Annotated in this window: 21 protein-coding genes; 6 read left to right on the top strand and 15 right to left on the bottom strand. The window is 66.9% G+C overall.

Features of this window, described 5'->3' with window-relative positions:
- Positions 1–21 precede the first annotated feature (21 nt).
- The gene (gene hemW, locus N536_RS0106595) at positions 22–1,203 is read right to left on the bottom strand and encodes a radical SAM family heme chaperone HemW (RefSeq protein WP_036435579.1); all 1,182 of its coding nucleotides are present in this window, start codon (positions 1,201–1,203) and stop codon (positions 22–24) included.
- Positions 1,204–1,287: 84 nt separating this feature from the next.
- Here hemW and N536_RS43480 point away from each other — a divergent pair, with 84 nt between their 5' ends.
- The 4 genes from N536_RS43480 (at position 1,288) to N536_RS0106580 (ending at position 4,649) form a co-directional block, all read left to right on the top strand.
- Complete coding sequence (locus tag N536_RS43480; RefSeq protein ID WP_369798388.1) at positions 1,288–1,392, top strand: Ms4527A family Cys-rich leader peptide; 105 nt, start codon at positions 1,288–1,290, stop codon at positions 1,390–1,392.
- Positions 1,393–1,509: 117 nt separating this feature from the next.
- Positions 1,510–3,201: a nitrite/sulfite reductase gene (locus N536_RS0106590; RefSeq protein ID WP_029112890.1), complete on the top strand. Its 1,692-nt coding sequence runs from the start codon at positions 1,510–1,512 to the stop codon at positions 3,199–3,201.
- Between the two features lie 19 nt (positions 3,202–3,220).
- Complete coding sequence (locus N536_RS0106585; RefSeq protein WP_036435576.1) at positions 3,221–3,934, top strand: phosphoadenylyl-sulfate reductase; 714 nt, start codon at positions 3,221–3,223, stop codon at positions 3,932–3,934.
- 7 nt (positions 3,935–3,941) lie between these two features.
- Complete coding sequence (locus N536_RS0106580; RefSeq protein WP_029112888.1) at positions 3,942–4,649, top strand: sirohydrochlorin chelatase; 708 nt, start codon at positions 3,942–3,944, stop codon at positions 4,647–4,649.
- Positions 4,650–4,652: 3 nt separating this feature from the next.
- On the opposite strand, the gene N536_RS0106575 is transcribed toward N536_RS0106580, so the two are convergent.
- The 6 genes from N536_RS0106575 to N536_RS0106550 all read right to left on the bottom strand — a co-directional run bounded on the left by N536_RS0106575 (position 4,653) and on the right by N536_RS0106550 (position 8,994).
- Positions 4,653–5,705 (bottom strand): sulfate/molybdate ABC transporter ATP-binding protein, encoded by a 1,053-nt coding sequence (locus N536_RS0106575; RefSeq protein WP_029112887.1) that lies wholly within the window; start codon positions 5,703–5,705, stop codon positions 4,653–4,655.
- A 22-nt stretch (positions 5,706–5,727) separates the two neighbouring features.
- Positions 5,728–6,540, bottom strand: coding sequence for a sulfate ABC transporter permease subunit CysW (gene cysW / locus N536_RS0106570; RefSeq protein ID WP_029112886.1), 813 nt, complete (start codon positions 6,538–6,540; stop codon positions 5,728–5,730).
- Entirely contained in the window at positions 6,537–7,406 is an 870-nt protein-coding gene (gene cysT, locus N536_RS0106565) for a sulfate ABC transporter permease subunit CysT (protein ID WP_029112885.1), read from the bottom strand. Before cysT ends, cysW begins: the two co-directional genes overlap by 4 nt.
- On the bottom strand, positions 7,403–8,407 hold the full coding sequence (locus N536_RS0106560; protein ID WP_036435677.1) for a sulfate ABC transporter substrate-binding protein: 1,005 nt from the start codon (positions 8,405–8,407) through the stop codon (positions 7,403–7,405). Before N536_RS0106560 ends, cysT begins: the two co-directional genes overlap by 4 nt.
- A 150-nt stretch (positions 8,408–8,557) precedes the next feature.
- Positions 8,558–8,650 carry an Ms4533A family Cys-rich leader peptide gene (locus N536_RS43475; RefSeq protein ID WP_369798387.1) on the bottom strand — a complete coding sequence of 31 codons (93 nt, stop codon included), beginning with the start codon at positions 8,648–8,650 and terminating at the stop codon, positions 8,558–8,560.
- A 152-nt stretch (positions 8,651–8,802) separates the two neighbouring features.
- Positions 8,803–8,994, bottom strand: coding sequence for a hypothetical protein (locus N536_RS0106550; RefSeq protein ID WP_029112883.1), 192 nt, complete (start codon positions 8,992–8,994; stop codon positions 8,803–8,805).
- Positions 8,995–9,024: 30 nt separating this feature from the next.
- Between N536_RS0106550 and N536_RS0106545 the strand changes: the two genes are divergently transcribed.
- Together N536_RS0106545 and N536_RS0106540 are read left to right on the top strand one after the other, a co-directional pair.
- Positions 9,025–10,296, top strand: coding sequence for an FAD-dependent oxidoreductase (locus N536_RS0106545; RefSeq protein WP_029112882.1), 1,272 nt, complete (start codon positions 9,025–9,027; stop codon positions 10,294–10,296).
- Between the two features lie 56 nt (positions 10,297–10,352).
- Positions 10,353–12,365 carry a glycoside hydrolase family 15 protein gene (locus N536_RS0106540; protein ID WP_029112881.1) on the top strand — a complete coding sequence of 671 codons (2,013 nt, stop codon included), beginning with the start codon at positions 10,353–10,355 and terminating at the stop codon, positions 12,363–12,365.
- 3 nt (positions 12,366–12,368) lie between these two features.
- Here the strand turns inward: N536_RS0106540 and N536_RS0106535 are convergent, their stop codons facing one another.
- From N536_RS0106535 to N536_RS0106500, 8 genes are all read right to left on the bottom strand, one after another.
- Positions 12,369–12,908: a bifunctional 2-polyprenyl-6-hydroxyphenol methylase/3-demethylubiquinol 3-O-methyltransferase UbiG gene (locus tag N536_RS0106535; protein ID WP_029112880.1), complete on the bottom strand. Its 540-nt coding sequence runs from the start codon at positions 12,906–12,908 to the stop codon at positions 12,369–12,371.
- A gap of 28 nt (positions 12,909–12,936) precedes the next feature.
- The gene (locus tag N536_RS0106530; protein WP_029112879.1) at positions 12,937–14,163 is read right to left on the bottom strand and encodes an acyl-CoA dehydrogenase family protein; all 1,227 of its coding nucleotides are present in this window, start codon (positions 14,161–14,163) and stop codon (positions 12,937–12,939) included.
- A complete protein-coding gene (locus tag N536_RS0106525; protein ID WP_029112878.1) occupies positions 14,160–15,149 on the bottom strand; it encodes a GNAT family N-acetyltransferase in 990 nt (329 codons plus the stop codon). The genes N536_RS0106530 and N536_RS0106525 overlap by 4 nt, the downstream gene beginning before the upstream one ends.
- Positions 15,146–16,687: an APC family permease gene (locus N536_RS0106520; protein ID WP_029112877.1), complete on the bottom strand. Its 1,542-nt coding sequence runs from the start codon at positions 16,685–16,687 to the stop codon at positions 15,146–15,148. Before N536_RS0106520 ends, N536_RS0106525 begins: the two co-directional genes overlap by 4 nt.
- A 101-nt stretch (positions 16,688–16,788) precedes the next feature.
- On the bottom strand, positions 16,789–18,180 hold the full coding sequence (locus N536_RS0106515) for an LLM class flavin-dependent oxidoreductase (RefSeq protein ID WP_029112876.1): 1,392 nt from the start codon (positions 18,178–18,180) through the stop codon (positions 16,789–16,791).
- A complete protein-coding gene (locus N536_RS0106510) occupies positions 18,177–19,472 on the bottom strand; it encodes an NtaA/DmoA family FMN-dependent monooxygenase (protein WP_029112875.1) in 1,296 nt (431 codons plus the stop codon). The genes N536_RS0106515 and N536_RS0106510 overlap by 4 nt, the downstream gene beginning before the upstream one ends.
- A 74-nt stretch (positions 19,473–19,546) precedes the next feature.
- The gene (locus N536_RS37595) at positions 19,547–20,827 is read right to left on the bottom strand and encodes an aryl-sulfate sulfotransferase (RefSeq protein ID WP_036435574.1); all 1,281 of its coding nucleotides are present in this window, start codon (positions 20,825–20,827) and stop codon (positions 19,547–19,549) included.
- 22 nt (positions 20,828–20,849) lie between these two features.
- A complete protein-coding gene (locus N536_RS0106500; protein WP_029112874.1) occupies positions 20,850–21,686 on the bottom strand; it encodes a MetQ/NlpA family ABC transporter substrate-binding protein in 837 nt (278 codons plus the stop codon).
- Positions 21,687–21,728 lie beyond the last annotated feature (42 nt).

The following is a 21,728-nucleotide window of genomic DNA, read 5'->3' as shown; positions in this document are numbered from 1 at the left end:
ATGATGTGCTCGCTCCAGGGTCTACTCCCCCGCGGTCAGAAGGTCGCGCACCACACCGTCGGCGAGCAGGCGGCCGCGGTCGGTCAGGACCAGCCGGTCGGCCTGGCGCTCCACCAGTCCGTCGGCCACGGCGATGCCCGCGCGGTGAATCTCGGTGTCGCTGAGCACATCCAGCGGCAACCCGCTGCGTAGCCGCAGCCGCAACATCACGTCCTCGGTGTGACGGTCGGCGGCACCCAACTCCTCGGAGTCGGCGATAGGCAACGCCCCATCGGCCAACGACTGCGCATATGCGTTGGGATGCTTGACATTCCACCAGCGCGTGCTGCCGACGTAGCCGTGCGCGCCGGGTCCGGCACCCCACCACTCGCCGCCATCCCAATAGCCGAGGTTGTGTCGGCACTCTCCACCGGGACGGCTCCAGTTCGAGACCTCGTACCAGTCGAATCCGGCTTCGGACAGCCGCGCGTCGAGCAATTCATACCGTTGCGCGAGCACCTCGTCGTCGGTCAGAGCGATCTCACCGCGTCGCACCCGCCGGGCCATCGCGGTGCCGTCCTCGACGACGAGCGCATAGCCGGACACGTGGTCGACACCGGCTTCGATCGCGGCGTCGACCGAGCGGCGCAGATCGTCGTCGGTTTCGCCCGGCGTGCCGTAGATGAGGTCAAGGTTGACGTGATCGAACCCGGCGGCGCGCGCCTCGGCCGCGGCAGCCAGCGGCCGCCCCGGCGAGTGCACCCTGTCCAATACCGCCAGCACGTGCGGAACCACCGACTGCATGCCCAGCGAGATGCGGGTGAACCCGGCCGCGCGCAGTTCACCGAAGAACTCCGCCGAAGTGGATTCGGGGTTGGCCTCCGTGGTCACTTCGGCGTCGGCGGCGAGGTCGAAGTTCTCGCGAATGGCGTCGAGGACGCTGCGCAGGCCGACGCCGCCCAGCAGGGACGGCGTCCCGCCCCCGACGAACACCGTCTCGACTTCCCGAGGCTGGGAGAGTTCGGCCGCCAGCTTCAACTCCACCCGCAGCGCCGCCAACCAGCCGTCGGGATTGGAACCGCCCAACTCGGCTGGCGTATAGGTGTTGAAGTCGCAATATCCGCAGCGGGTCGCACAGAACGGCACGTGGACGTAGATCCCGAACGGCCTCGCGTTGTCGGCGCGCATGCCGGGCAGTGGCGCGGGCGCAGGTCGGAGGGTCACGCCACCAGTCTCCCAGAGCCGAGTTTTACTCACGTTGAGCGCAAGTTTGTCCCGGTTAGGGTGGGTGCCGCCCTCCGTGGCACAATGGCTACCGTGCATGCCGCCCTCAGCTCCACCAGCCGCGTATCGCTCGTGGCACGGCGGCACATCGATTTCAAGCGTGTTTGCAGCTGTTGCTGTCTGCCTTGACGTCGTAGACCTGCCCACCCAGTACTTTCAGCTGGCCGCCGGATCTGCGCCGCCGGACAGCCACCGGTGATCAAGCGCGATTCCTAGGCCGGCTCCTCCCATGAAGGGGCCAAATCAATGACTCAGGCCGAAACCCCGCCTGCAAGCAAGGCCAAGCCTGCCAAGCGACCACGTGGCGAGGGCCAGTGGGCGCTCGGCTACCGCGAGCCGCTCAACGCCAACGAGCAGTCCAAGAAGGACGACAACCCGCTGAACGTGCGGGCCCGCATCGAAAACATCTACGCACCTGGTGGCTTCGACAGCATCGACAAGGGCGACCTGCGCGGCCGTTTCCGCTGGTGGGGGCTCTACACCCAGCGCAAAGAGGGCTACGACGGCACCTGGACCGGTGACGAGAACACCGACATGCTCGAAGACTCGTTCTTCATGCTTCGGGTGCGGTGCGACGGCGGCTCGTTGTCCGCAGCAGCGCTGCGCACGCTCGGCGGCATCTCCACCGAGTTCGCCCGCGACACCGCAGACATCTCCGACCGCGAGAACGTCCAGTACCACTGGATCCGGGTCGAGGACATGCCGGAGATCTGGAATCGGCTCGACGCCGTCGGCCTGCAGACCACCGAGGCGTGCGGCGACTGCCCGCGCGTGGTGCTCGGCTCACCGCTAGCAGGTGAGTCGCTCGACGAGGTGATCGACGGCACCCCGGCGATCGACGAGATCGTGCGCCGGTACATCGGCAAGCCGGAGTACTCCAACCTGCCCCGGAAGTTCAAGACCGCCATCTCGGGTCTGCAGGACGTGGTGCACGAGGTCAACGACGTGGCGTTCATCGGCGTCGAGCACCCCGAGCACGGGCCGGGCTTCGACCTGTGGGTCGGCGGCGGCCTGTCCACGAACCCGATGCTGGGCCAGCGGGTCGGCGCGTGGGTGCCGCTCGACGAGGTGCCAGAAGTCTGGGAGGGCGTGGTCAGCGTTTTCCGGGACTACGGCTACCGCAGGCTGCGGGCCAAGGCGCGGCTGAAGTTCCTGATCAAGGACTGGGGCGTCGAGAAGTTCAGGGAAGTTCTCGAGACCGAGTACCTCAAGCGCGCCATGATCGACGGTCCAGCGCCAGAGCCGGTCACCCGCCCGATCGACCACGTCGGCGTGCAGCGGCTCAAGAACGGCCTCAACGCCGTCGGCGTCGCGCCGATCGCGGGCCGGGTGTCCGGCACCATCCTGTCCAAGGTGGCCGACCTGGCCGAGGCAGCGGGCTCCGACCGCATCCGCTTCACGCCGTATCAGAAGCTGATCATCCTCGACGTGCCCGACGACAAGCTCGACGAGCTCAAGGCGGGGCTGGACGCTCTCGGCCTGCCGGCGCAGCCGTCGCACTGGCGGCGCAACCTGATGGCCTGCACGGGCATCGAATTCTGCAAGCTGTCGTTCGCGGAGACGCGCAAGCGGGCCCAGGTGCTGGTGCCGGAGCTGGAGAAGCGGCTCGAGGACATCAACGCCCAGCTCGACGTTCCGGTCACGGTCAACATCAACGGCTGCCCGAACTCGTGCGCGCGCATCCAGGTCGCCGACATCGGCTTCAAGGGCCAAATGGTCGACGACGGTGACGGACCGGTCGAGGGTTTTCAGGTCCACTTGGGCGGCAGCCTGGGCCTGGACAGCGGATTCGGCCGCAAGTTGCGCCAGCACAAGGTGGTTTCCAGCGAGCTCGGCGACTACATCGAGCGAGTGGTTCGCAACTTCGTGAAACAACGAGAGCAGGACGAGCGTTTCGCTACGTGGGCATTGCGAGCGGACGAGGCGGATCTTCGATGAGCGCTTGCGCGAAGAGCGGATGGAAGAGGTGAACGGTTTGACGACGGAGTCTGATCTGATCGAGTTGGCCGAGCGTGGCGCGGCGGAGCTGGACGGCGCCAGCGCCGAGGAGCTGCTGGCCTGGACCGACGAGCACTTCGGCGGCAAGTACGTAGTCGCATCGAACATGCAGGACGCGGTGCTGGTGGACCTGGCCGCCAAGGTGCGCCCCGGCGTGGACGTGCTGTTCCTGGACACCGGCTACCACTTCGTCGAGACCATCGGCACCCGTGACGCCGTCGAGGCCGTCTACGACGTGAACATCGTCAACGTCACGGCGGAGAACTCCGTGGCCAAGCAGGACGAGCTGTTCGGCAAGGATCTGTTCGCCCGCGAGCCGAACGAGTGCTGCCGGATGCGCAAGGTCGAGCCGCTGGGCAGGGCGCTGCGCGGCTACTCCGCCTGGGTGACCGGCATCCGGCGGGTCGAGGCGCCGACGCGCGCCAACGCCCCGTTGATCAGCTGGGACAAGGCATTTGGCTTGGTGAAGATCAATCCGCTTGCCGCCTGGTCGGATGACGACATGCAGAATTACGTCGACACCCACGGCGTCCTGGTCAATCCCCTTGTCTACGAGGGCTATCCGTCGATCGGTTGCGCTCCATGCACGGCCAAGCCCATCGAGGGTGCCGACCCGCGCAGCGGCCGTTGGCAGGGTCTGGCGAAGACGGAGTGCGGGCTGCACGCGTCGTGAGGCCGATGTGACCACGCTCGTCCTCACCGCGCACGGGTCCGCCGACCCGCGTGCGGCGCAGACGACCTTCGCCGTCGCCGACCGGATCCGCCGGTTGCGACCGGGCCTCGACGTCCGCTCGGCGTTCTGCGAGCAGACCTCGCCCAACCTGCGTGACGTGCTCGCGGACGTGGACGACGATGCCGTCGTCACACCGCTGTTGCTGGCCAGCGCGTATCACGCCCACGTCGACATCCCGGCCATCATCGAGGATTCGGGTCGTCGCGTCCGGCAGGCCGACGTGCTCGGCGAGGACGACCGGTTGCTCGCGGTGATGCGGCAACGACTGGCCGAGGCCGGGGTGTCCGCCGACGACGAATCCGTCGGCGTGCTGGTGGTGGCGGTCGGCTCGTCGCGCCCTGCCGCGAATGCCGAAACGGCGACCGTCGCCACGACGTTGGCCCGCGAAACCCGTTGGGCCGGAGCCGTTGCCGCGTTTGCGACGGGTCCACGCCCGACGGTGGCGGTGGCCGCGCAACGGCTGCGTCGCCGCGGCGCCACACGCATCGTCGTGGCGCCGTGGTTTTTGGCTCATGGCCGGATCACCGACCGGGTCGAACGCGTCGCCCAAGCAGAGGGCTTAGTGATGGCGCAGCCGCTCGGCCCGCACAGCCTGGTCGCCCAGACGGTCCTGGACCGGTTCGACCGCGCGCTGGAGATGTCGCAGGCGGCCTAGCCCCTACGCCTTGCTCAGGACGTCAGCCTCGTCAGTGGTCGGCAATTCGGCGCCGCCGGGAATCGGCGGAACCCGGGTGGCGCGCACGTAAACGGTGTCGCCCTCCTGCAGACCCAGCGCCTCGGCGTCGCCCCGGGTGATCTGCGCGGTGAACGGCCCGTTGTTGGCCGACGCGGTGAGCTCGACGCGAACTTCGAAGCCCAGCACCACGATTCGGTCGATCGTGGCCCGGATGACGCCCGTCGACGACACGCTGCCGTCGGTCTGTGCGATCGCCATGTCGGGATTGCGGCCCACTCGAATGTCGTGCGGCCGCACCAACGTGCCGTTCAACGACGACACCGCGCCGAGGAACGACATGACGAACGCATTGGCGGGGCTGTCGTACACCTCGGTGGGCGAACCGATCTGCTCGATGCGGCCCTTGTTGAGCACTGCGATGCGGTCGGCCACGTCGAGGGCCTCGGCCTGATCGTGCGTGACGAGCACCGTAGTCACGTGCACCTCGTCGTGCAGACGACGCAGCCAGGCGCGAAGATCCTCGCGGACCTTGGCGTCGAGCGCGCCGAACGGTTCGTCGAGCAGCAGCACCTGCGGATCGACGGCAAGCGCGCGAGCCAGGGCCATGCGTTGACGCTGACCGCCGGACAGCTGATTCGGATACCGGGTCTGGAAGCCGGCCAGCCCGACGATCTCGAGGAGGCTGTCGACCTTCTCCTTGATCTCGGCCTTGGGCAGCTTGCGGATCTTCGGCCCGAAGGCGACGTTGTCACGGACCGTGAGGTGCTTGAACGCCGCGTAATGCTGGAACACGAAGCCGATGCCCCTGCGCTGCGGCGGAACCCGGGTCACGTCCTCGCCCTTGATGGTGATGACGCCGCTGTCCGGCTGATCGAGCCCGGCGATGGCGCGCAGCAGCGTCGACTTGCCAGAACCGCTGGGACCGAGCAGGGCGGTCAGTGACCCCTCGGGGACGTCGAAGTCGATGTTGTCCAGCGCCACGAAGTCGCCGTAGCGCTTGTTGGCGCCACGCACCGTGATCGCGTTGGTGGTCATGGAAGCGTCTCCCTGTCGAAGCCTATTTTGCAGCCCGGGCACGCCGGGCGTCGAGGATTACCTGTACGACCAGCACGAACACGGCCACGGTCATCAGCAGAGTCGATACCGCGTACGCGCCGTACTCGGCTCCGCGGCTGTAGCGATCGGCCACCAGCAACGTCAATGTCTGGGAGGTGCCCGGCAGGTTGGACGACACCATGATCACCGCACCGAACTCGCCGAGTGTCCTGGCGACTGTGAGCACGATTCCGTAGGTCAGCCCCCACCGGATGGAAGGCAGAGTGATCTTCCAGAAGGTCTGCCACCACTGGGAGCCCAGCGTGGCCGCCGCCTCCTCCTGGTCGGTTCCCAGCTCGTGCAGAACCGGTTCGACCTCCCGGATCACGAACGGGACGGTGACGAAGATGCTGGCCAGCACGATGCCGGGCAGGCCGAAGATGATCTTGAATCCGAGGTTGTTCTCCACGAATCCGAGCGCGCCAGCCGAACCCCACAACAGGATGAGGGCCACGCCGACGACCACGGGAGACACCGCGAAGGGCAGGTCGATCACCGCTTGCAGCGCACTCTTGCCGCGGAACCTATTGCGGGCCAGCACCAGCGCGGTGGGCACCCCGAACAACACGTTGAGCGGCACCACGATGGCAACCACCAACAGCGACAGTTGCAGTGCCGACACCGCGGCGGGTGTGCTGATGGACGCGAAGAAGGCGCCGACGCCGGGTTGGAACGTGCGCCACAGGATGAGCCCCACCGGCACGATCACCAGGATCGTCACGTAGGCCAGCGCGAGGAACCGCACCAGATAGCGCACCGGGGGCGAGAGGGTCATTGCGCCAGTTCCTCACGCTTGGCTGCTCGGGAGCCAATGGCCCGCAGGATGAACAGCACGACGAATGAAACGACAAGCAGCACAATCGAAATCGCGGCCGCACCGGTGCGATCGTCGTTCTCGATCAGCGTCCGGATCCACTGCGAGGACACTTCCGTCTCGCCGGGCACGGCACCGCCGATCAGCACGACGGAGCCGAACTCCCCGATCGCCCGGGAGAAGGCCAGGCCGGCGCCGGACAGCAGCGACGGCAGCAGCGCGGGCAGGATGATCTTGGTCAGGATGGTGAAGGTGTTCGCGCCAAGCGACGCCGCCGCCTCCTCGACGTCCCGGTCGAGTTCCAGCAGGACCGGTTGCACCGAACGCACCACGAACGGCAGCGTGACGAAGAGCAACGCGACACCGATGCCCCACTTGGTGTGCTGCAGGTGCAGGTCGACCGGACTGTTGGGACCGTAGAGCGCCAACATCACCAGGCTGGCCACGATGGTCGGAAGCGCGAACGGCAGGTCGATGACGGCGTCGACCAGCCGCTTGCCCGGGAAGTCGTCCCGCGTGAGCACCCACGCCACCAGCAGGCCGAACACCAGGTTGACCGCGGTGACGCCGACGGACACGGTCACGGTGACCTTGAACGACTCGACGGCGGCGTTGGAGGTCACCTCCCGAACGAAGGCATCCCAGCCGCCCCCGGCGGCCTGCCACACGATCGCCGCAAGGGGCAGCAACACGATGACCGACAGCCAGATGGATGCCGCACCGACGCGCAGCGAGGTAGTGCCGAATCGTCGGGTCAACAGGCCGCCCGGCCCGCCCGAGCCACCGCTTCCGGTGGCCTCGGGTTTTGGCTCGACGATCGTTGTCATCCGGTGGCCTGCTTGTAGATCTTCGTGATGGAACCGTTTTCCTTGTCGAACAACGCAGGATCGACGTCACTCCATCCGCCCAAGTCGGCGATGGTCCACAACTTCTGCGGCGCCGGGAAGTCCGCGGTGAAGTCGGCCGCCACCGCGGGATCGACGGGACGGAATCCGGCCTGCGCCCAGATCTTCTGACCCTCGGGGGTGTAGAGGAAGTTCTTCAGCGCGTTGGCCTGCTCGAGGTGGGTGCTGCTGGTGACGACCGCGACCGGGTTCTCGATCTTGAAGGTCTGCGGCGGGTTGATGTGCTCGACGTCCTTGCCCTGCCGCTCGATGTTGATCGCCTCGTTCTCGTAGCTGATCAACACGTCGCCCGTGCCCTGCAGGAACACGTCGGTGGCCTCCCGGCCTGAGCCGGGGCGCGTCTTGACGTGTTCGGTCACCAGCTTGTTGACGAAGTCCAGGCCCGCCTGGGAGTCCTTGCCGCCGTTGCTCTTCGCGGCGTACGGCGCCAACAGGTTCCACTTGGCCGAGCCGGAGCTCAACGGGCTCGGGGTGACGACCTCGACCCCGGGCTGAAGCAGATCGTCCCAGTCCTTGATGTTCTTCGGGTTGCCCTTGCGCACGACCAGGGAAACCACCGATCCGAACGGGATGCCCTTGGTGGCGTCGGCGTTCCAGTCCTTCGCCACCTTGTCGGCCTTGACGAGTCGGGTGACGTCGGGTTCGACGGAGAAGTTGACGATGTCGGCGGGCTTGCCGTCGACCACACCACGGGACTGGTCCCCCGATGCGCCGTACGACGTCGTGACCGCGACGCCCTTGCCCTCGGGGGTGGCTGCGAACGCCGGGATGATCTTGCTCCAGCCCGGCTCGGGCACGGCGTACGCGACGAGGGTCAGCGTGGTGTCGGCCTTCGGGCCGCCGGTGTCACCTGCGACGTCGCTGGATCCACCACCACAGGCGGCGAGCAGCGTCGCGGTGATGCCGAGGGCGCCGACGGACATCCAGGTTTTGATCCGGTTGGACTGTGAGTGGGGCATGGTGACCTTTCCTTGCGGGCATTTGAACGGGAATCCCGTCACGACGGCAAGGCGATGGATCAGCGTGAACGCAAGGACAGCGACAGCCGACACCAAACCGGGGACGGGTTGGAGTCAGCGACAACAGTGGACGTCTGCAACAGCGCAGGTACCCACGGCAATGAGAGCCAAGATGTGGCTTCCCGTAGTGCCGGACGCTGCGTGCATGGCGCGAAGCCTAACAGAGTTCGCTCGGCGGGCAGGGGCGGAGCGACCGGGGGTGCCAGCGCTCATTGATCAACGGGTGAAGAGCCACAACGTGATCACCAGGATCACCAGGATGACCAGCACCAACGTGACGCGGGACCGAGGCATGCCGGTCATGATTCGTCCTCGTCGGTGCGCCTGCCCTTCAACAGCTGGATGCCGTTGCCCAGTGCCCCGTCCAGCAGCACCGCGGTGCCGTAGGCCAACAGCAGCACCACCGGCATCACCACTGCGGTCTGGGCGACGAACCCGAGCCCGGAGAGCCACAGTTCGACGCCGTCCCACCAATTGAGGATGCCGCTCACTCGGTCCACCCTACGATCAACGCCGTGGCGATCCCCGACGAGGCAGCTCGAAATGCGACGACGTGCCTGGTTGTCGGTGGTGGACCCGCGGGCATGATGCTGGGCCTTCTACTCGCCAGGGCGGGCATCGACGTCACGGTGATGGAGAAGCACGCCGACTTCCTGCGCGACTTCCGCGGTGACACCGTGCATGCCAGCACGCTGCGGCTGCTGGACGAACTGGGTCTCGGCGACGCCTTCGCGACCGTTCCGCACCGCATGATCGATGGGGTCACCGCGACCGTTCAGGACACCACGTTGCGGATAGATCTGACCCGACTGCCCGGCCCGCACAAGCACATCGCGCTGGTGCCGCAGTGGGACTTTCTGGAGATGCTCGCCGGCGCCGCCCAAGTGGAGCCGAACTTCCGGCTGATGCGCAGTACCGAGGTGTTGGGTGCGGTCCGGGGATCCGGCGGGCAGGAGCGAAGCGACCCGGGAAGTAGATCCGGCGAGCGTGTGACCGGCGTGCGGTACCGCGCCGCCGACGGCGCCGTACACGAGATGCGCGCCGACCTGGTCGTGGCCTGCGACGGCCGCGCGTCGACGCTGCGCGCGGCGTCGGGCCTGACGCCACGGAACTTCGGCGCCCCGATGGACGTGTGGTGGTTCCGGGTGCCCCGCCACGACGGCGATCCGGCCGGGTTGAACGGCATCTTCCAGTCCGGGCACGGCTGCGCCCTGATCGACAGGGGCGACTACTTCCAGGTCGCCTATCTGATCCGCAAGGGCGCGGACGCAGCGATGCGGGCCGAGGGCATCGAGTCGTTGCGTCGTCAGGTCACCGAGCTGGCGCCGTGGCTCGCCGACAGGATGGACACGGTCATCGCCTTCGATGACGTCAAATTGCTTGACGTGCAACTGAATCGGCTGCGCCGCTGGTACACCGACGGCCTGTTGCTGATCGGTGACGCAGCGCACGCAATGTCGCCGATCGGCGGCGTCGGGATCAACCTGGCCGTGGCCGACGCCGTCGCCGCGGGCCGGATTCTCGCCGAGCCACTGCGCCGAGGGTCGGTGACCACGAGGGATCTCGCGCGGGTGCAGGCCCGGCGGTGGTTGCCTGCAGCCCTCATCCAGCGGGTGCAGCGGCTCGTCCAGGACCGGGCCATCGCGGTCGCGCTGGACGCCGAAGGTGGCGTCGGAACCGCACCGCGTGGGATACGCATTGCCGGCCGAATTCCCGTGCTCCGCGCGCTCGTGGCGTACGGCGTGGCGATCGGTCCACTGCCCGAGCACGCCCCCGCCTACGCGCGGCGCTGACCCCGCACGACCTCACGAGTAGACGGCGAGTACCTGCGCAGTCGATGATGTGCGACATGGTTCTGCAGCACACCGAGCACGCCGACGAAAACGGTGAGGCCAACGGCGTACCCGAGGCGCCCTACACGGTGACCGCCCCCGTGCCGTATGCGCCGGGCGGCGCACTGCGGAATCCGTTCCCCCCGATCGCGGACTACGCGTTCCTTTCGGACTGCGAGAACAGCTGCCTGGTCTCGTCGGCCGGCTCGGTGGAATGGATGTGCGTACCGCGGCCGGACTCCCCCAGCGTGTTCGGGGCGATCCTGGACCGCGGGGCGGGGCACTTCCGGCTCGGACCGTACGGGGTGACCGTGCCCGCGGCCCGGCGCTACCTGCCCGGCAGCCTCATCCTGGAGACGACGTGGCAAACCCACACCGGGTGGCTGATCGTGCGTGACGCGCTGGTGATGGGTCCGTGGCACGACATCGACACCCGGTCGCGGACGCACCGCCGCACGCCGATGGACTGGGATGCCGAGCACATCCTGTTGCGCACGGTGCGCTGCGTCAGCGGCGTGGTGGAGCTGGTGATGAGCTGCGAACCGGCGTTCGACTACCACCGCGAGGCCGCCACCTGGGAGTACTCGGCAGCGGCGTACGGCGAGGCCATCGCGAGGGCGGGCAAGCACCCGGAGGCGCATCCGACGCTTCGGTTGACCACGAACTTGCGGATCGGCCTCGAGGGCCATGAAGCGCGGGCCCGGACCCGGCTCAACGAGGGCGACAACGTGTTCGTCGCGCTGAGCTGGTCCAAGCACCCGGCGCCGCAGACCTTCGACGAGGCCTCCGAGAAGATGTGGAAGACCAGCGAGGCGTGGCGGCAGTGGATCAACATCGGCGACTTCCCCGACCACCCGTGGCGGTCGTATCTGCAGCGCAGCGCGTTGACTCTCAAGGGGTTGACCTACTCGCCGACCGGCGCCCTGCTGGCGGCGAGCACCACGTCGCTGCCGGAAACGCCTCAGGGCGAGCGCAACTGGGATTACCGGTACGCGTGGGTGCGTGATTCGACGTTCGCGTTGTGGGGTCTGTACACGTTGGGCCTGGATCGTGAGGCCGACGACTTCTTCGCGTTCATCGCCGACGTGTCGGGCGCCAACAACGGTGAGCGCCACCCACTTCAGGTGATGTACGGCGTCGGCGGTGAGCGCAGCCTGGTGGAGGAGGAGTTGAACCACCTCTCCGGCTACGACAACTCCCGTCCGGTCCGCATCGGCAACGGCGCGTTCGACCAGATGCAGCACGACATCTGGGGCACCATGCTCGACTCGGTCTATCTGCACGCCAAATCGCGCGAGCAGATCCCCGAGATGTTGTGGCCGGTGCTCAAGAATCAGGTCGAAGAGGCCGTCAAGCACTGGAAGGAGCCCGACCGCGGCATCTGGGAGGTGCGCGGCGAGCCGCAGCACTTCACCTCGAGCAAGGTGATGTGTTGGGTGGCGCTCGACCGCGGCTCGAAACTGGCTGAGCTGCAAGGTGAGAAGAGCTACGCACAGCAGTGGCGCGCGATCGCCGAGGAGATCAAGGCCGACATCCTGGCTCACGGCGTCGACCACCGCGGCGCGCTGACCCAGCGCTACGGCGACGACGCGCTGGACGCCTCCCTGCTGCTCGTTCCCCTGGTGCGGTTCCTGCCGTCCGACGATCCGCGGGTTCGGGCGACGGTGTTGGCCATCGCCGACGAGCTCACCGAGGACGGGCTGGTGCTGCGCTACCGGGTCGAGGAGACCGACGACGGATTGTCCGGCGAGGAGGGCACCTTCACCATCTGCTCGTTCTGGCTGGTGTCCGCACTCGTCGAGATCGGCGAGATCAGCAGAGCCAAGCACCTGTGCGAGCGGCTGCTGTCGTTCGCCAGCCCGCTGCATCTGTACGCCGAGGAGATCGAGCCGCGCACCGGCCGGCACCTCGGCAACTTCCCGCAGGCGTTCACCCACCTGGCGCTCATCAACGCCGTGGTGCACGTCATCCGTGCCGAGGAGGAGGCCGACAGCACCGGCGTGTTCCAGCCGGCCAACGCCCCGACGTAGCCCCTATCTCCTGGCGAGCAGCCACGCCTGCCCGTCGCCCTCGCCCGCGGCAATCGGATCGAGTGCGGCGAACGCCGCGGGAAGCTCACCAGCGACGGCCCGGAACGGCCCTGGCACACCGCCGACTTCGCTGAGCGCGCTGATGGCCAGCAGCCCGCCGGGTGCCAGCCGGTCGATGATCGCGCGGTCCAGCCGCCGGTCGCGGAACCTGTGGCAGAGCACCACGTCCACCACAGGGCCGGGCGGCAACCCGTCGTCGAGGTCCATGGTGTCGAAGCGGCACCGCTGCGCTACCCCTGCGTCGTGTGCCAGGGTGCGGGCCCGTTCGATCGCCACCCCGGATACGTCGACGCCGTGGACGTCGAGACCCCGCAGTGCCAACCAGACGGCTGCCGAACCCGATCCACACGCGATGTCCAGCGCCGTTCCCTCGTGCGGGAACTCCGTTTCGTATGGGGCGAAGACGGCGGGCAGTTCGGGCGCGAGCGCTGGTTCGCGGCTCGCGTACGCGTCATCCCAGCGGATCCGATCCTGCTCGCTCACGTGGGTCACCCTACGAGATCGTGCCCCATTAGTTGCCCTGCCCGCCCCGGCCGAGCGCCGCCAGGTTGGACACCGGATCCTTGCCGTTGATGAGCCAGTCACCGAGGATCCGCGCCTTGTAGACGCGGGGGTTGTGCGACGCCAGGGTGCGGGCGTTGCGCCAATGCCGATCCAGCCCGCGCTGTTCGGACACCCCGGAGGCGCCCAACGCGTCGAAAACGGTTGTCGTGGCGTGTAATGCGGCCGCGATGATGACCAGCTGTGCCTGGGTTACCGCCACCTCGGCGGCGATCAGGCGCCGTTTGGCGTTCTCCTCGTCGCCGGCCACCCGGCCCGCGACGATCCGGTCCAGTGCCGCACCGGCCTGTGACAGCGCCGCTTCCGCACCGAACGCGTCCGCGGAGACCTCCCCGATGACCGCCAGTAGCTGCGCGTCGTCCGACGGCACCGCGGTCAGTCCCTGCGGGTAGTTGCGCTTGCGGCCGACCAAGGCGGCAGAACCGTCGCGCAGCGCGGCACGCGTGATTCCGGTGAGCACCGACAGCATCGCGGTCTGGTAGAAGTGACCTTGGTAGGCAAAGCGATCCGCCGCCGGGAACACGTCACCGCGCCGTGCGCGGGCCCGCTCGTAGCGGGCCGTGCCGCTCCCGGTGGTGCGCTGACCGAAGCCGTCCCAGTCGTCCACCAGCGTGACGCCCGGATCGTCGGCCCGCACCAGCGCGGTCAGCAACTCACCGTCGTCGGCGCGGCCCAGCACGTCGAGCCAATCGGCGTACAGGCTGCCGGTGGCGTAGAACTTCGTGCCGGTCACCCGGAACTGGTCGCCGTCGGCCGTCACGGTGCTGACGAGGTTGGCCAGCGTGACGTTGTTGGCTTCGGTCCATCCGCCACCGACGAACTCCCCGCCGAGGAACCGGTCGATCCAGACGCCGTTGGTGTCGGACACCGGCGCGTTGAGCCGGTCCTCGACGAACGCCAGGTGGTTGCGCCAGATGTGCGAGACGTTGGCGTCCGCCTCGCCCAGATCGGCTAGCAGCAGGAACGTTTGTTGCAGCGAGGCGCCGAAACCTCCGCGCTGCACCGGGATTCGCAGGGTGCCGAAACCGGCCTCGTTGAGCAGTCGCACCTGTTCGTGCGGGAAGGTCCGGGCCCGCTCCCGTTCCAGGTTGGCCTCGGCGATCTTGTCGAAGGCGGGCCGGAACTGAGCCCTCAGGTCGTCGAGGTCGGCGGTGGAATTCGTCAGATACGTCGTCATTGCCCGGTCCCATTCGAGTCGATGCGGTACGCGAACTGATGCTCGACGGCGACGTAACCCAGCCGTTCGTAGAGCAGATGCGCGTTGCTGCGATTGTGGATGTCGGTGCCAAGTGATGCCACGGTGAACCCGCGCCGTAGTGCGGTCAACCAGATCTTCTTCAGCAGGAACTCGCCGATTCCCCGCTTGCGTTGGTCACGCCGTACGCCGATGTAGTCGGTGTGGGCGCTGCGTTCCTCCCCGGGCGACACCCCCGCGGTGTAGGTGGAGCCGAGCACGTAGCCCACCACCTGGTCGTCTTCGGTAACCACGGCGATGCTGAAATCCGGTGTGAACGCGCGACTCTCGATGTGATGCTGCCACGCCTCCGGAGTCTTGGACATGTTGCCGAAGTGCTCGAGGAAGGTGTCGAACTGCAGCTGACGTACCTGCTCCAGGAGTCCTCGGCTGACGACCTCGGGCCACGCCAGCAGGGTGAGGCCGTCGATCGCCTCTGCGTCGAGGGCATCGGCATCCTCGCCGTCCAGTGGCTTGCGGGTGCGGATGAACTGCCCCTCCTGACGCGCACCATGCCGGATCAGCACGTCGATCGCGGGCTGCTGAGCGGTTCCAATGAACGTCCGCAGGAAGGCATCCGGGAGAGATGCCGCTTCCCGGCGGAATCGGGCGACCGTGTCTGCGACGACGTCCTCGACCAGGTGTGCCGGTGCGGTTGGATCGAAGACGAAGTCCGCCAAGATCTCTGGTTGCAGGCCGTGGGGTTCGTACAGCACCGCGTATCCACGGACGCGTCCATCGCGTAGGACGGTCACCCCGCCGGGATAGGCCCCGTCGAGATGTTCGGCGACATCACGGGAATCGGCGGCGAACTTGCGCCCCGCCAGACCGCCGGTGGTCGCCAGGAAGTCGGCGATCAGCGGGTGGTCATGGGTCGTGGCGGACTCGACAGACCAGCTGCCGGTGACGCGCTCCGGTGCCAGTGTCATGGTGCGACCGGCTCCTTCTCGGGCCGTGCCTCCGGGTCGTCCTCGCCAGCCGGCGCCCGGTGATCCAGCTCGTCGAGGATGCCCTCGTCGACCAGCCGTTGCTGCTCGGCCTCCGACAACGTCTGGATGGTGCCGATGCGCCTGGCGATCTCGGGTTTGGTTCGCTTGAGGTACCAGTACCAGGCCAGACCGGCCAACAGGATGCCACCGAAGATCAACGGCAGGATGTTGAACGGGAATTCGGGCACCGGGTAGAAGTTGCTGAAGATCACGTAGCCGAGCACCAGTGTGGCGGCCGTCGAGACGATCAGGCGCAGCGGGGTCAGTGCCTTGATCTTGTACAGCCAGATCGGGGTGGCGATGACCACCAGCAGATAGCTCGTCAGGAACCCCCAGTTGGCGACGTACCCGCCGTACACCTCGAAGACCACGCGGCCCGCCGAGCTGAGCGTCGCGACGACCGAGAAGAGGAACGCCAGCACGCCGATGAACGCGATGCCGACCCACGGGGTCTTGTACTTGGGGTGCACCTTGGTCAGCACCGCCGGGAGTGCGCCCTCGTGGGCGAAGGTGAACAGCGACCGCGCCGCCGCGGTGGTGACGGCGGTGACGAACACGATGAACGCGACCGCCACGGCACCACTGACGACGTAGTTGACCCAGGACACGCCGGTCGATTCGGCGAGCTGCGGCAGGATGGCCTTGTCACCGTCGATGGTGCCGAAGAACAGGATCTGTGGATAGGTGGCGACGAAGTAGAGGACGCCGAGCAGCAGCACGACCCGCAGCAGTGATCGCGCGATGTTGCGGTGTGCGTCTTTGGCTTCCGCGCCCAGTGACGCGACGCTTTCGAAGCCGGCGTAGGCGCCGACGGCGGAGACTGCGGCGATGTAGGTCGCGCTGGTGCCGAGGTGGGCCGGGCTCCACTGCTCCCAATCGACCCGCAAGCCGTAGCCGATGTAGGCCGCGACGATGATCACCAGGATCGATGCGACGGCGATGAGTTCGAAGACGAGTTCGTACTTGGCGGCCAGCGAGACACCACGGAACGGCAGGTAGGTCGCGACGCCGACGATGACTATCACCAGCAACAGCCGGAACCACGTTGCCTGCGAGCCCAATCCGATCGCCTCTAGGAACGAGTCGAGGTAGACCACCCCGCCCAGCGTGCCGGTGGTGGCGAACCCGATGTAGCCCACGAGCAGGCTGAAACCCGCGGCGTAGGCGAAGCCCGGGCCGAGCCCGTTTCCGGTGTAGGTGCCCAGCGAGCCCGACGACACGGTGCGCTTGGCTTGGAAGCTGATGGTCGCCGCGATCAGGACGGTGATGGCCAGGCCGACCAGGACCGCCCACGCCGCGCCCTTGCCGGCGGCCAGGAAGAGGGAGAACGGCACGGATGCCACCGCGACGCTGGGGGCGGCCGCCGCGAGTCCCTGCGCGAACACGCCCCAGAATCCCAACGCGTCGCGTTCCAGCCCATGCCCCTCAGCCGAGGATAGGGCGCGACCGCCCAGTTCCACGCGAGTCGGTGCCGACATGATGCCGCCTTTCTACGCTGTGCGCCGCTGAATCAGTTGGGGCACAGGTGTTTACGATATGTTGATGTGGCTGCCACACTGCCGGAAGAACGCTGTCGGCGTCAGCTATCGAATCGACACGATTCTTTTGCCGGCCGGAAGGCCGCGCCAGGATGGTCGTCCGGCAGCAGCGCGGACTCGGTGCCGAACAGTCGCTGCCGCAGACTGCCCGGGTTACCGGCTTCGCGGGCGCGCCCGCGGCGGCGAAGCTCGGGGATCAGGAATTCGGCGACGTCGGCGAAGCTTCCCGGCGTGATGTGGTAGGTGATATTGAACCCGTCGACACCGCTTCGTTCGGCGTAGGCCTCCAACTCGTCGGCGACGGTGCGCGCAGACCCGACGAACAGCTGCCCACCGAAACCGCCTAGGCCGCCGACGTAGTCGCGCAAGGTGATCCGGTGCCGCGCATCGGAGTCGGTCACGGCGGCCAGGATGGACCGGCTGGCGTCGGTGTCGAACTGCTCGATCGGGCGATCTACCCCGTACTCCGACCAGTCGACGCCGGACAGCGCCGACAACAACACCAGTCCGGCGTCCAGGTCGTGGTACTTCGCCAAGTCGTCGGCCTTGGCCCGGGCGGCGGAATCCGTACTGTCGGTGACCACTTCGACCGACGTGAGGAACTTGATCGATCCGGGCTTGCGGCCGTGTGCCACGGCACGCCGCCGGATGTCGTCGATGTTCGCGCGTAGGACGTCGGGCCGCGGATCGCTCGCAAACACCAGTTCGGCGTTACGGGAGGCGAATTCGCGTCCGGCGGGCGAAGTTCCGGCCTGGAACAGCACTGGCGTGCGCTGGGGAGAGGGCTCCACCAGGTGTGCCCCTGGCACGGTGAAGTAGGTGCCCTGATGGTCGATGGCGTGCACCTTCGACGCGTCGGTGTAGATGCCGCTCTGCCGGTCGCGGACCACGGCGCCAGGCTCCCAGGACCCTTCCCACAGCTTGTAGGTCACCTCGAGGAACTCCTGCGCCATGGCGTACCGCTCGTCGTGCGGGATCTGCCGGTCGCGCCCGATGATGTTGCGCGCCGCGCTGTCCAGCAGCGAGGTGACGATGTTCCAGCCGATCCGCCCTCCGGTGAGGTGGTCGAGTGTGCTGAACTTCCGTGCCAGCAGATAGGGGCTCTCGTAGGTGGTCGACACCGTGATGCCGAAGCCGAGATGTTCGGTGGCCGCCGCCATTGCCGACACCGCCAGCAGAGGGTCGGTGACCGGGGTCTGCACTCCCCTGGTCAGTGCCGCCGCAGCGCCACCACCGTGCACGTCGAGTTGTCCGACCGCGTCGGCAATGAAGAGGGCATCGAAACCGCCGGTGTCGAGCAGTTTGGCCAGTTCCACCCAGTAGCGGATGTCGGTGTAGGAGGACGTCTCGTCATCCGGATGCCGCCACAGCCCGAAGTTGCCGTGGGACGGCGTCGACATGGTGAACGCTGCGAGGACGAACGGCTCACTCATCGCGAAGGCACTTCAAGTCCGAGATGCGAGCGCAACGTGGTGCCCGTGTACTCGTGCCGAAACAGTCCACGCTTGCGAAGCAACGGCACGACCTGCTCGACGAAGTCCTCGAATTGTCCTGGAAGTCCGGGGCCTTGCAGGACGAATCCGTCGGCTGCCCGTGCTTCGAACCACGTCTCGATCTGGTCGGCGATCTGCTCGGGGGTACCGACCACGCTCGCTCCCCATCCGTTGACGGTGCGGTACAGGAACTCCCGCACCGTCGGCGCACCGTCGAAGGCCAGGGCGCGGTAGCCGGCCAGCGCGGTCTGATGCGTCTCGGTGGTCGACGGGAAGGCCGACTCGGGCACCGGCCCGTCCAGATCTGCCCCCGTGACGTCGACGTCGACCTCCAACAGCCAGCCTGCCTGGTATTCCGGGCTGAAGTATTCGTACGCGGTGCGCTCGATACGCCGGACCTCGTCCTCGGTGGATCCGACGATGAAGCGCAGCGATGGGGTGATCAGCGGAGGAACGCTGCGCCCAAGGCGCCGGGCCTCGTCGTGGATACGACGGTAGAACTCCTGCGCCTTTGCGAGGGTGCCCTGGCCCGTGAAGATGACCTCGGCGTGGCGTGCGGCGAAGGCACTCCCGGTCGCCGAGGATCCAGCCTGGAAGATGACGGGCCTGCCCTGCGCCGATCGGGCCGCGCCAAGCGGCCCCTCGACGTCGAAGTAGCGACCGTGGTGGTTGGGCACGCGAATTCGGCTGACGTCGTTGAAGATTCCAGCAGCTCGGTCTTCGACGATCGTGTCGTCACCCCAGGAGTCCCACAACTTCCGTACGACCTCGATGGCCTCCTCCGCCACGCGATAGCGCTCGTCGTGATCGACCACGCCCCTGGCACTGAAGTTGTCGGCCGCGGCGCGCGCGAAACTGGTGACCAGATTCCAGCCCGCCCGGCCACCGCTGAGATGGTCCAATGAAAGCAACTGGCGCGCAAGGTGGTACGGATGCTGCAGCGTCGCAGAACCGGTGACCACCAGACCGATGCGCTCGGTCACCAAGGAGAGTGCGGACGCGGTGGTGAGCGGTTCGAAGTCCTCGGTGGTCTTGTACGCCCACGTGGCGCGCGGACCATAGTTCAGCCCGTCGGCGAAGAACACGCCGTCGAAGGTGCCCGCCTCGGCAATGCGCACGTTGTCGACCAGTCGACGCCGGATGCCCGTCGTGCTGTTGTCGATGTCGGGATGGCGCCACGGGCCAGCAGATCTGGTATTCCCAAAGGCAAGCAGATGGACTTCTCGCGACACGAACTGAAAGCTATTACCTGATAGCCGATTACGTACGCATTAAGTGCGCCGTAAACAAAACTCCCCGGCCATGGCTATCGTACGTCGGCGGGCACCCAGTCGAAGGGCACGGCCTGTGCGCGGTAGATCATCCTGGTGAGCGTGGCGCGGTCCACTCCCTCGACGGTCGGCACCTTCACCTCGGGCTCTCCGGCGACGGCGTAATCCTCGTAGGGCGTGAGATATTCCCACGCCACTTGTCCCGACGGAGTGACTTGGAAGATGCGGCCCTGCATGCCTTCGGTGACGAGTGTGTTCCCGTTCGGCAGGCGTTGAGCGTTGCTGACGAAGGAACTGAAGAAGGTCCACGGTGGTCGGCCGGAATCCTCTGCCGTGTACTGCCACACGATCCGCTCAGTCGACGGATCAATCTCCAACACGCGCGATCCCGCGTAGATGCCGAGCGGCGCGGGCGGAAAGCCTGCACCGCCCTGATTGTCGAATACCAGAAGATTGCCGGCGCCTGGGAGCCCATCGGCGATGAAGTGCGGATTGTGCTGGCCGGAAATCTGATCGAGCGCGCGTGGCAAGGCATGGCCGTTGATCCGCTGATGTTCGGCGCCAGGCTCGGCGTCGAAGTACGGGCCGAGTCGCCACACGATTCGGCCCGTCGCCTTGTCGATCAGAGCGATGACGTTGGCCTTGCGTGCACTGATCAGGATGTTGTCCGGCTGAAAGACCGTCGCCGGGTCGGCGCGGTGCCACCGATTGGGACCAAGTGTCTTGGCGCTGTTGATCTCCAGGTACCCCCAGATGTCGTCTGGCCGGCGTGCGACGGAATCGCGCAGATAGTCGAAGCCATCAGCCGAGAATCCGAATTCGGCGAGGTGGTCACCGGCCATCCATTCCCACACGATCGCCCCATCCGGAGCGACTTCGTAGATTCCCTGGTCGCCGACGACGTGGGGACCGAGATCCGGCACGCTGCGCGGGATCGCGACCAGGACGAGTCGGTTGCCGTTGGGCAGCAGCTCCCAGTCGTGGTTCTGCCGCGCCGCACCGCCCGGTGCCTCGGTCCCCCACTCCCACAGCTTTTCTCCCGTCCACGACAGCTGGCCGATGGTGCGGTTGCCGTAGATGCCGCCGGGCGAGTCTTCCACGTGGGTGAGCTGAACCCCGACGTCGCCGATGCGGCCGCCGTTCAGCGCTGGGTCGATGATCCGGGCGGGGACGCCAGGAAACGGCCACTCGTTGCGGACGACACCGTCGAGATCGATCAGCCGTGTGACGCCGTCGGCGGCGGCGTAGAGCACGTAACTCTCATAGACCTGAGCGGGGTCGTGGTACGTCACGCCGCTGAACTGAATGAACGCCATGTGATAGCCGTACCGGCACAGACTAGAAGGCCGGTGACACGTCGCCACCCGGCCACTTCTTCTCGATGAACTCCCGGGTCTGGTCGCTGTGCAGGAACCCGTTGAGCTTCACGATGGCTGGGTTGTCGTGGTTGTCCGTCCTGGTCACCAAGAAGTTGGCGTACTGGTTACCCTCGAGCGGTTCGACGATCAAGGCGTCCTTGAGGGTGTAGCCCGCGTCGAGGAAGTAATTGCCGTTCAAGATTGCCAGGTCGACGTCGGGAACCGCGCGCGCCTGCAGATCGGGTGCGGCCTCGATGAACTGCAGGTTCTTCGGGTTGCCGACCGTCTTGACGTTCACCGGACCGCTCGTCGGCAGGGTGACGAGGTTCTTCGAGGCCAACAGAGCCAACGCCCGGCTCTGGTTCGAGCCGTCATCGGTGATGCTGATCCGCGCTCCGTCGGGCAGCTGATCCAGCGACTTGTGGCGCGCCGAGAATGCCGCGTACGGCTCGATGTGCACGCCAGGGAATGCGGAGAGCTGGTAACCGAAATCCTTTACCTGCTCCTCGAGATACGGCTCGTGTTGGAAGTAGTTGGCGTCAATGTCCCCCTCCGACAGCCAGCGGTTGCCGAGGGAGTAGTCGTCGAAGACCTTGATGTCGAAGTCCAGTCCGGCGTCCTTCGCCTGGCCGTTCTTGATGAATTCGAGTATCTCGGCGTGCGGCACCTGGGTGGCCGCGACGGTGAGGTGGTGCTTGTCGTCGGAACCGCGCAGCCAGAAGAAGCCGGCCACCGCAATCACGATCACGACGACGACGGCGACCCCCGCGTAGATGGGGGCTTTGCGCCTCGGTGGGCCGTCGGGTGTCTCGGTCATTGATCTTCGTCCATTCTTTGTCTGAGGGGTGCATGAAGGTGA

Origin of the sequence: Mycobacterium sp. URHB0044, assembly GCF_000620625.1 — a bacterium.
Classification (GTDB): Bacteria; Actinomycetota; Actinomycetes; order Mycobacteriales; family Mycobacteriaceae; genus Mycobacterium.
This window is presented reverse-complemented; position numbering and strand designations above follow the sequence as displayed.

Excerpts from the sequence above, each read along its gene's own strand:
- N536_RS43480 (WP_369798388.1), top strand. The coding sequence starts at position 1,288 with ATGGCTACCGTGCATGCCGCCCTCAGCTCCACCAGCCGCGTATCGCTC.
- N536_RS0106590 (WP_029112890.1), top strand. The coding sequence starts at position 1,510 with ATGACTCAGGCCGAAACCCCGCCTGCAAGCAAGGCCAAGCCTGCCAAG.
- N536_RS0106585 (WP_036435576.1), top strand. The coding sequence starts at position 3,221 with ATGGAAGAGGTGAACGGTTTGACGACGGAGTCTGATCTGATCGAGTTG.
- N536_RS0106575 (WP_029112887.1), bottom strand. The coding sequence starts at position 5,705 with ATGACCACCAACGCGATCACGGTGCGTGGCGCCAACAAGCGCTACGGC.
- cysW (WP_029112886.1), bottom strand. The coding sequence starts at position 6,540 with ATGACCCTCTCGCCCCCGGTGCGCTATCTGGTGCGGTTCCTCGCGCTG.
- cysT (WP_029112885.1), bottom strand. The coding sequence starts at position 7,406 with ATGACAACGATCGTCGAGCCAAAACCCGAGGCCACCGGAAGCGGTGGC.
- N536_RS0106560 (WP_036435677.1), bottom strand. The coding sequence starts at position 8,407 with ATGTCCGTCGGCGCCCTCGGCATCACCGCGACGCTGCTCGCCGCCTGT.
- N536_RS43475 (WP_369798387.1), bottom strand. The coding sequence starts at position 8,650 with ATGCACGCAGCGTCCGGCACTACGGGAAGCCACATCTTGGCTCTCATT.
- N536_RS0106540 (WP_029112881.1), top strand. The coding sequence starts at position 10,353 with ATGGTTCTGCAGCACACCGAGCACGCCGACGAAAACGGTGAGGCCAAC.
- N536_RS0106530 (WP_029112879.1), bottom strand. The coding sequence starts at position 14,163 with ATGACGACGTATCTGACGAATTCCACCGCCGACCTCGACGACCTGAGG.
- N536_RS0106525 (WP_029112878.1), bottom strand. The coding sequence starts at position 15,149 with ATGACACTGGCACCGGAGCGCGTCACCGGCAGCTGGTCTGTCGAGTCC.
- N536_RS0106520 (WP_029112877.1), bottom strand. The coding sequence starts at position 16,687 with ATGTCGGCACCGACTCGCGTGGAACTGGGCGGTCGCGCCCTATCCTCG.
- N536_RS0106515 (WP_029112876.1), bottom strand. The coding sequence starts at position 18,180 with ATGAGTGAGCCGTTCGTCCTCGCAGCGTTCACCATGTCGACGCCGTCC.
- N536_RS37595 (WP_036435574.1), bottom strand. The coding sequence starts at position 20,827 with ATGGCGTTCATTCAGTTCAGCGGCGTGACGTACCACGACCCCGCTCAG.
- N536_RS0106500 (WP_029112874.1), bottom strand. The coding sequence starts at position 21,686 with ATGACCGAGACACCCGACGGCCCACCGAGGCGCAAAGCCCCCATCTAC.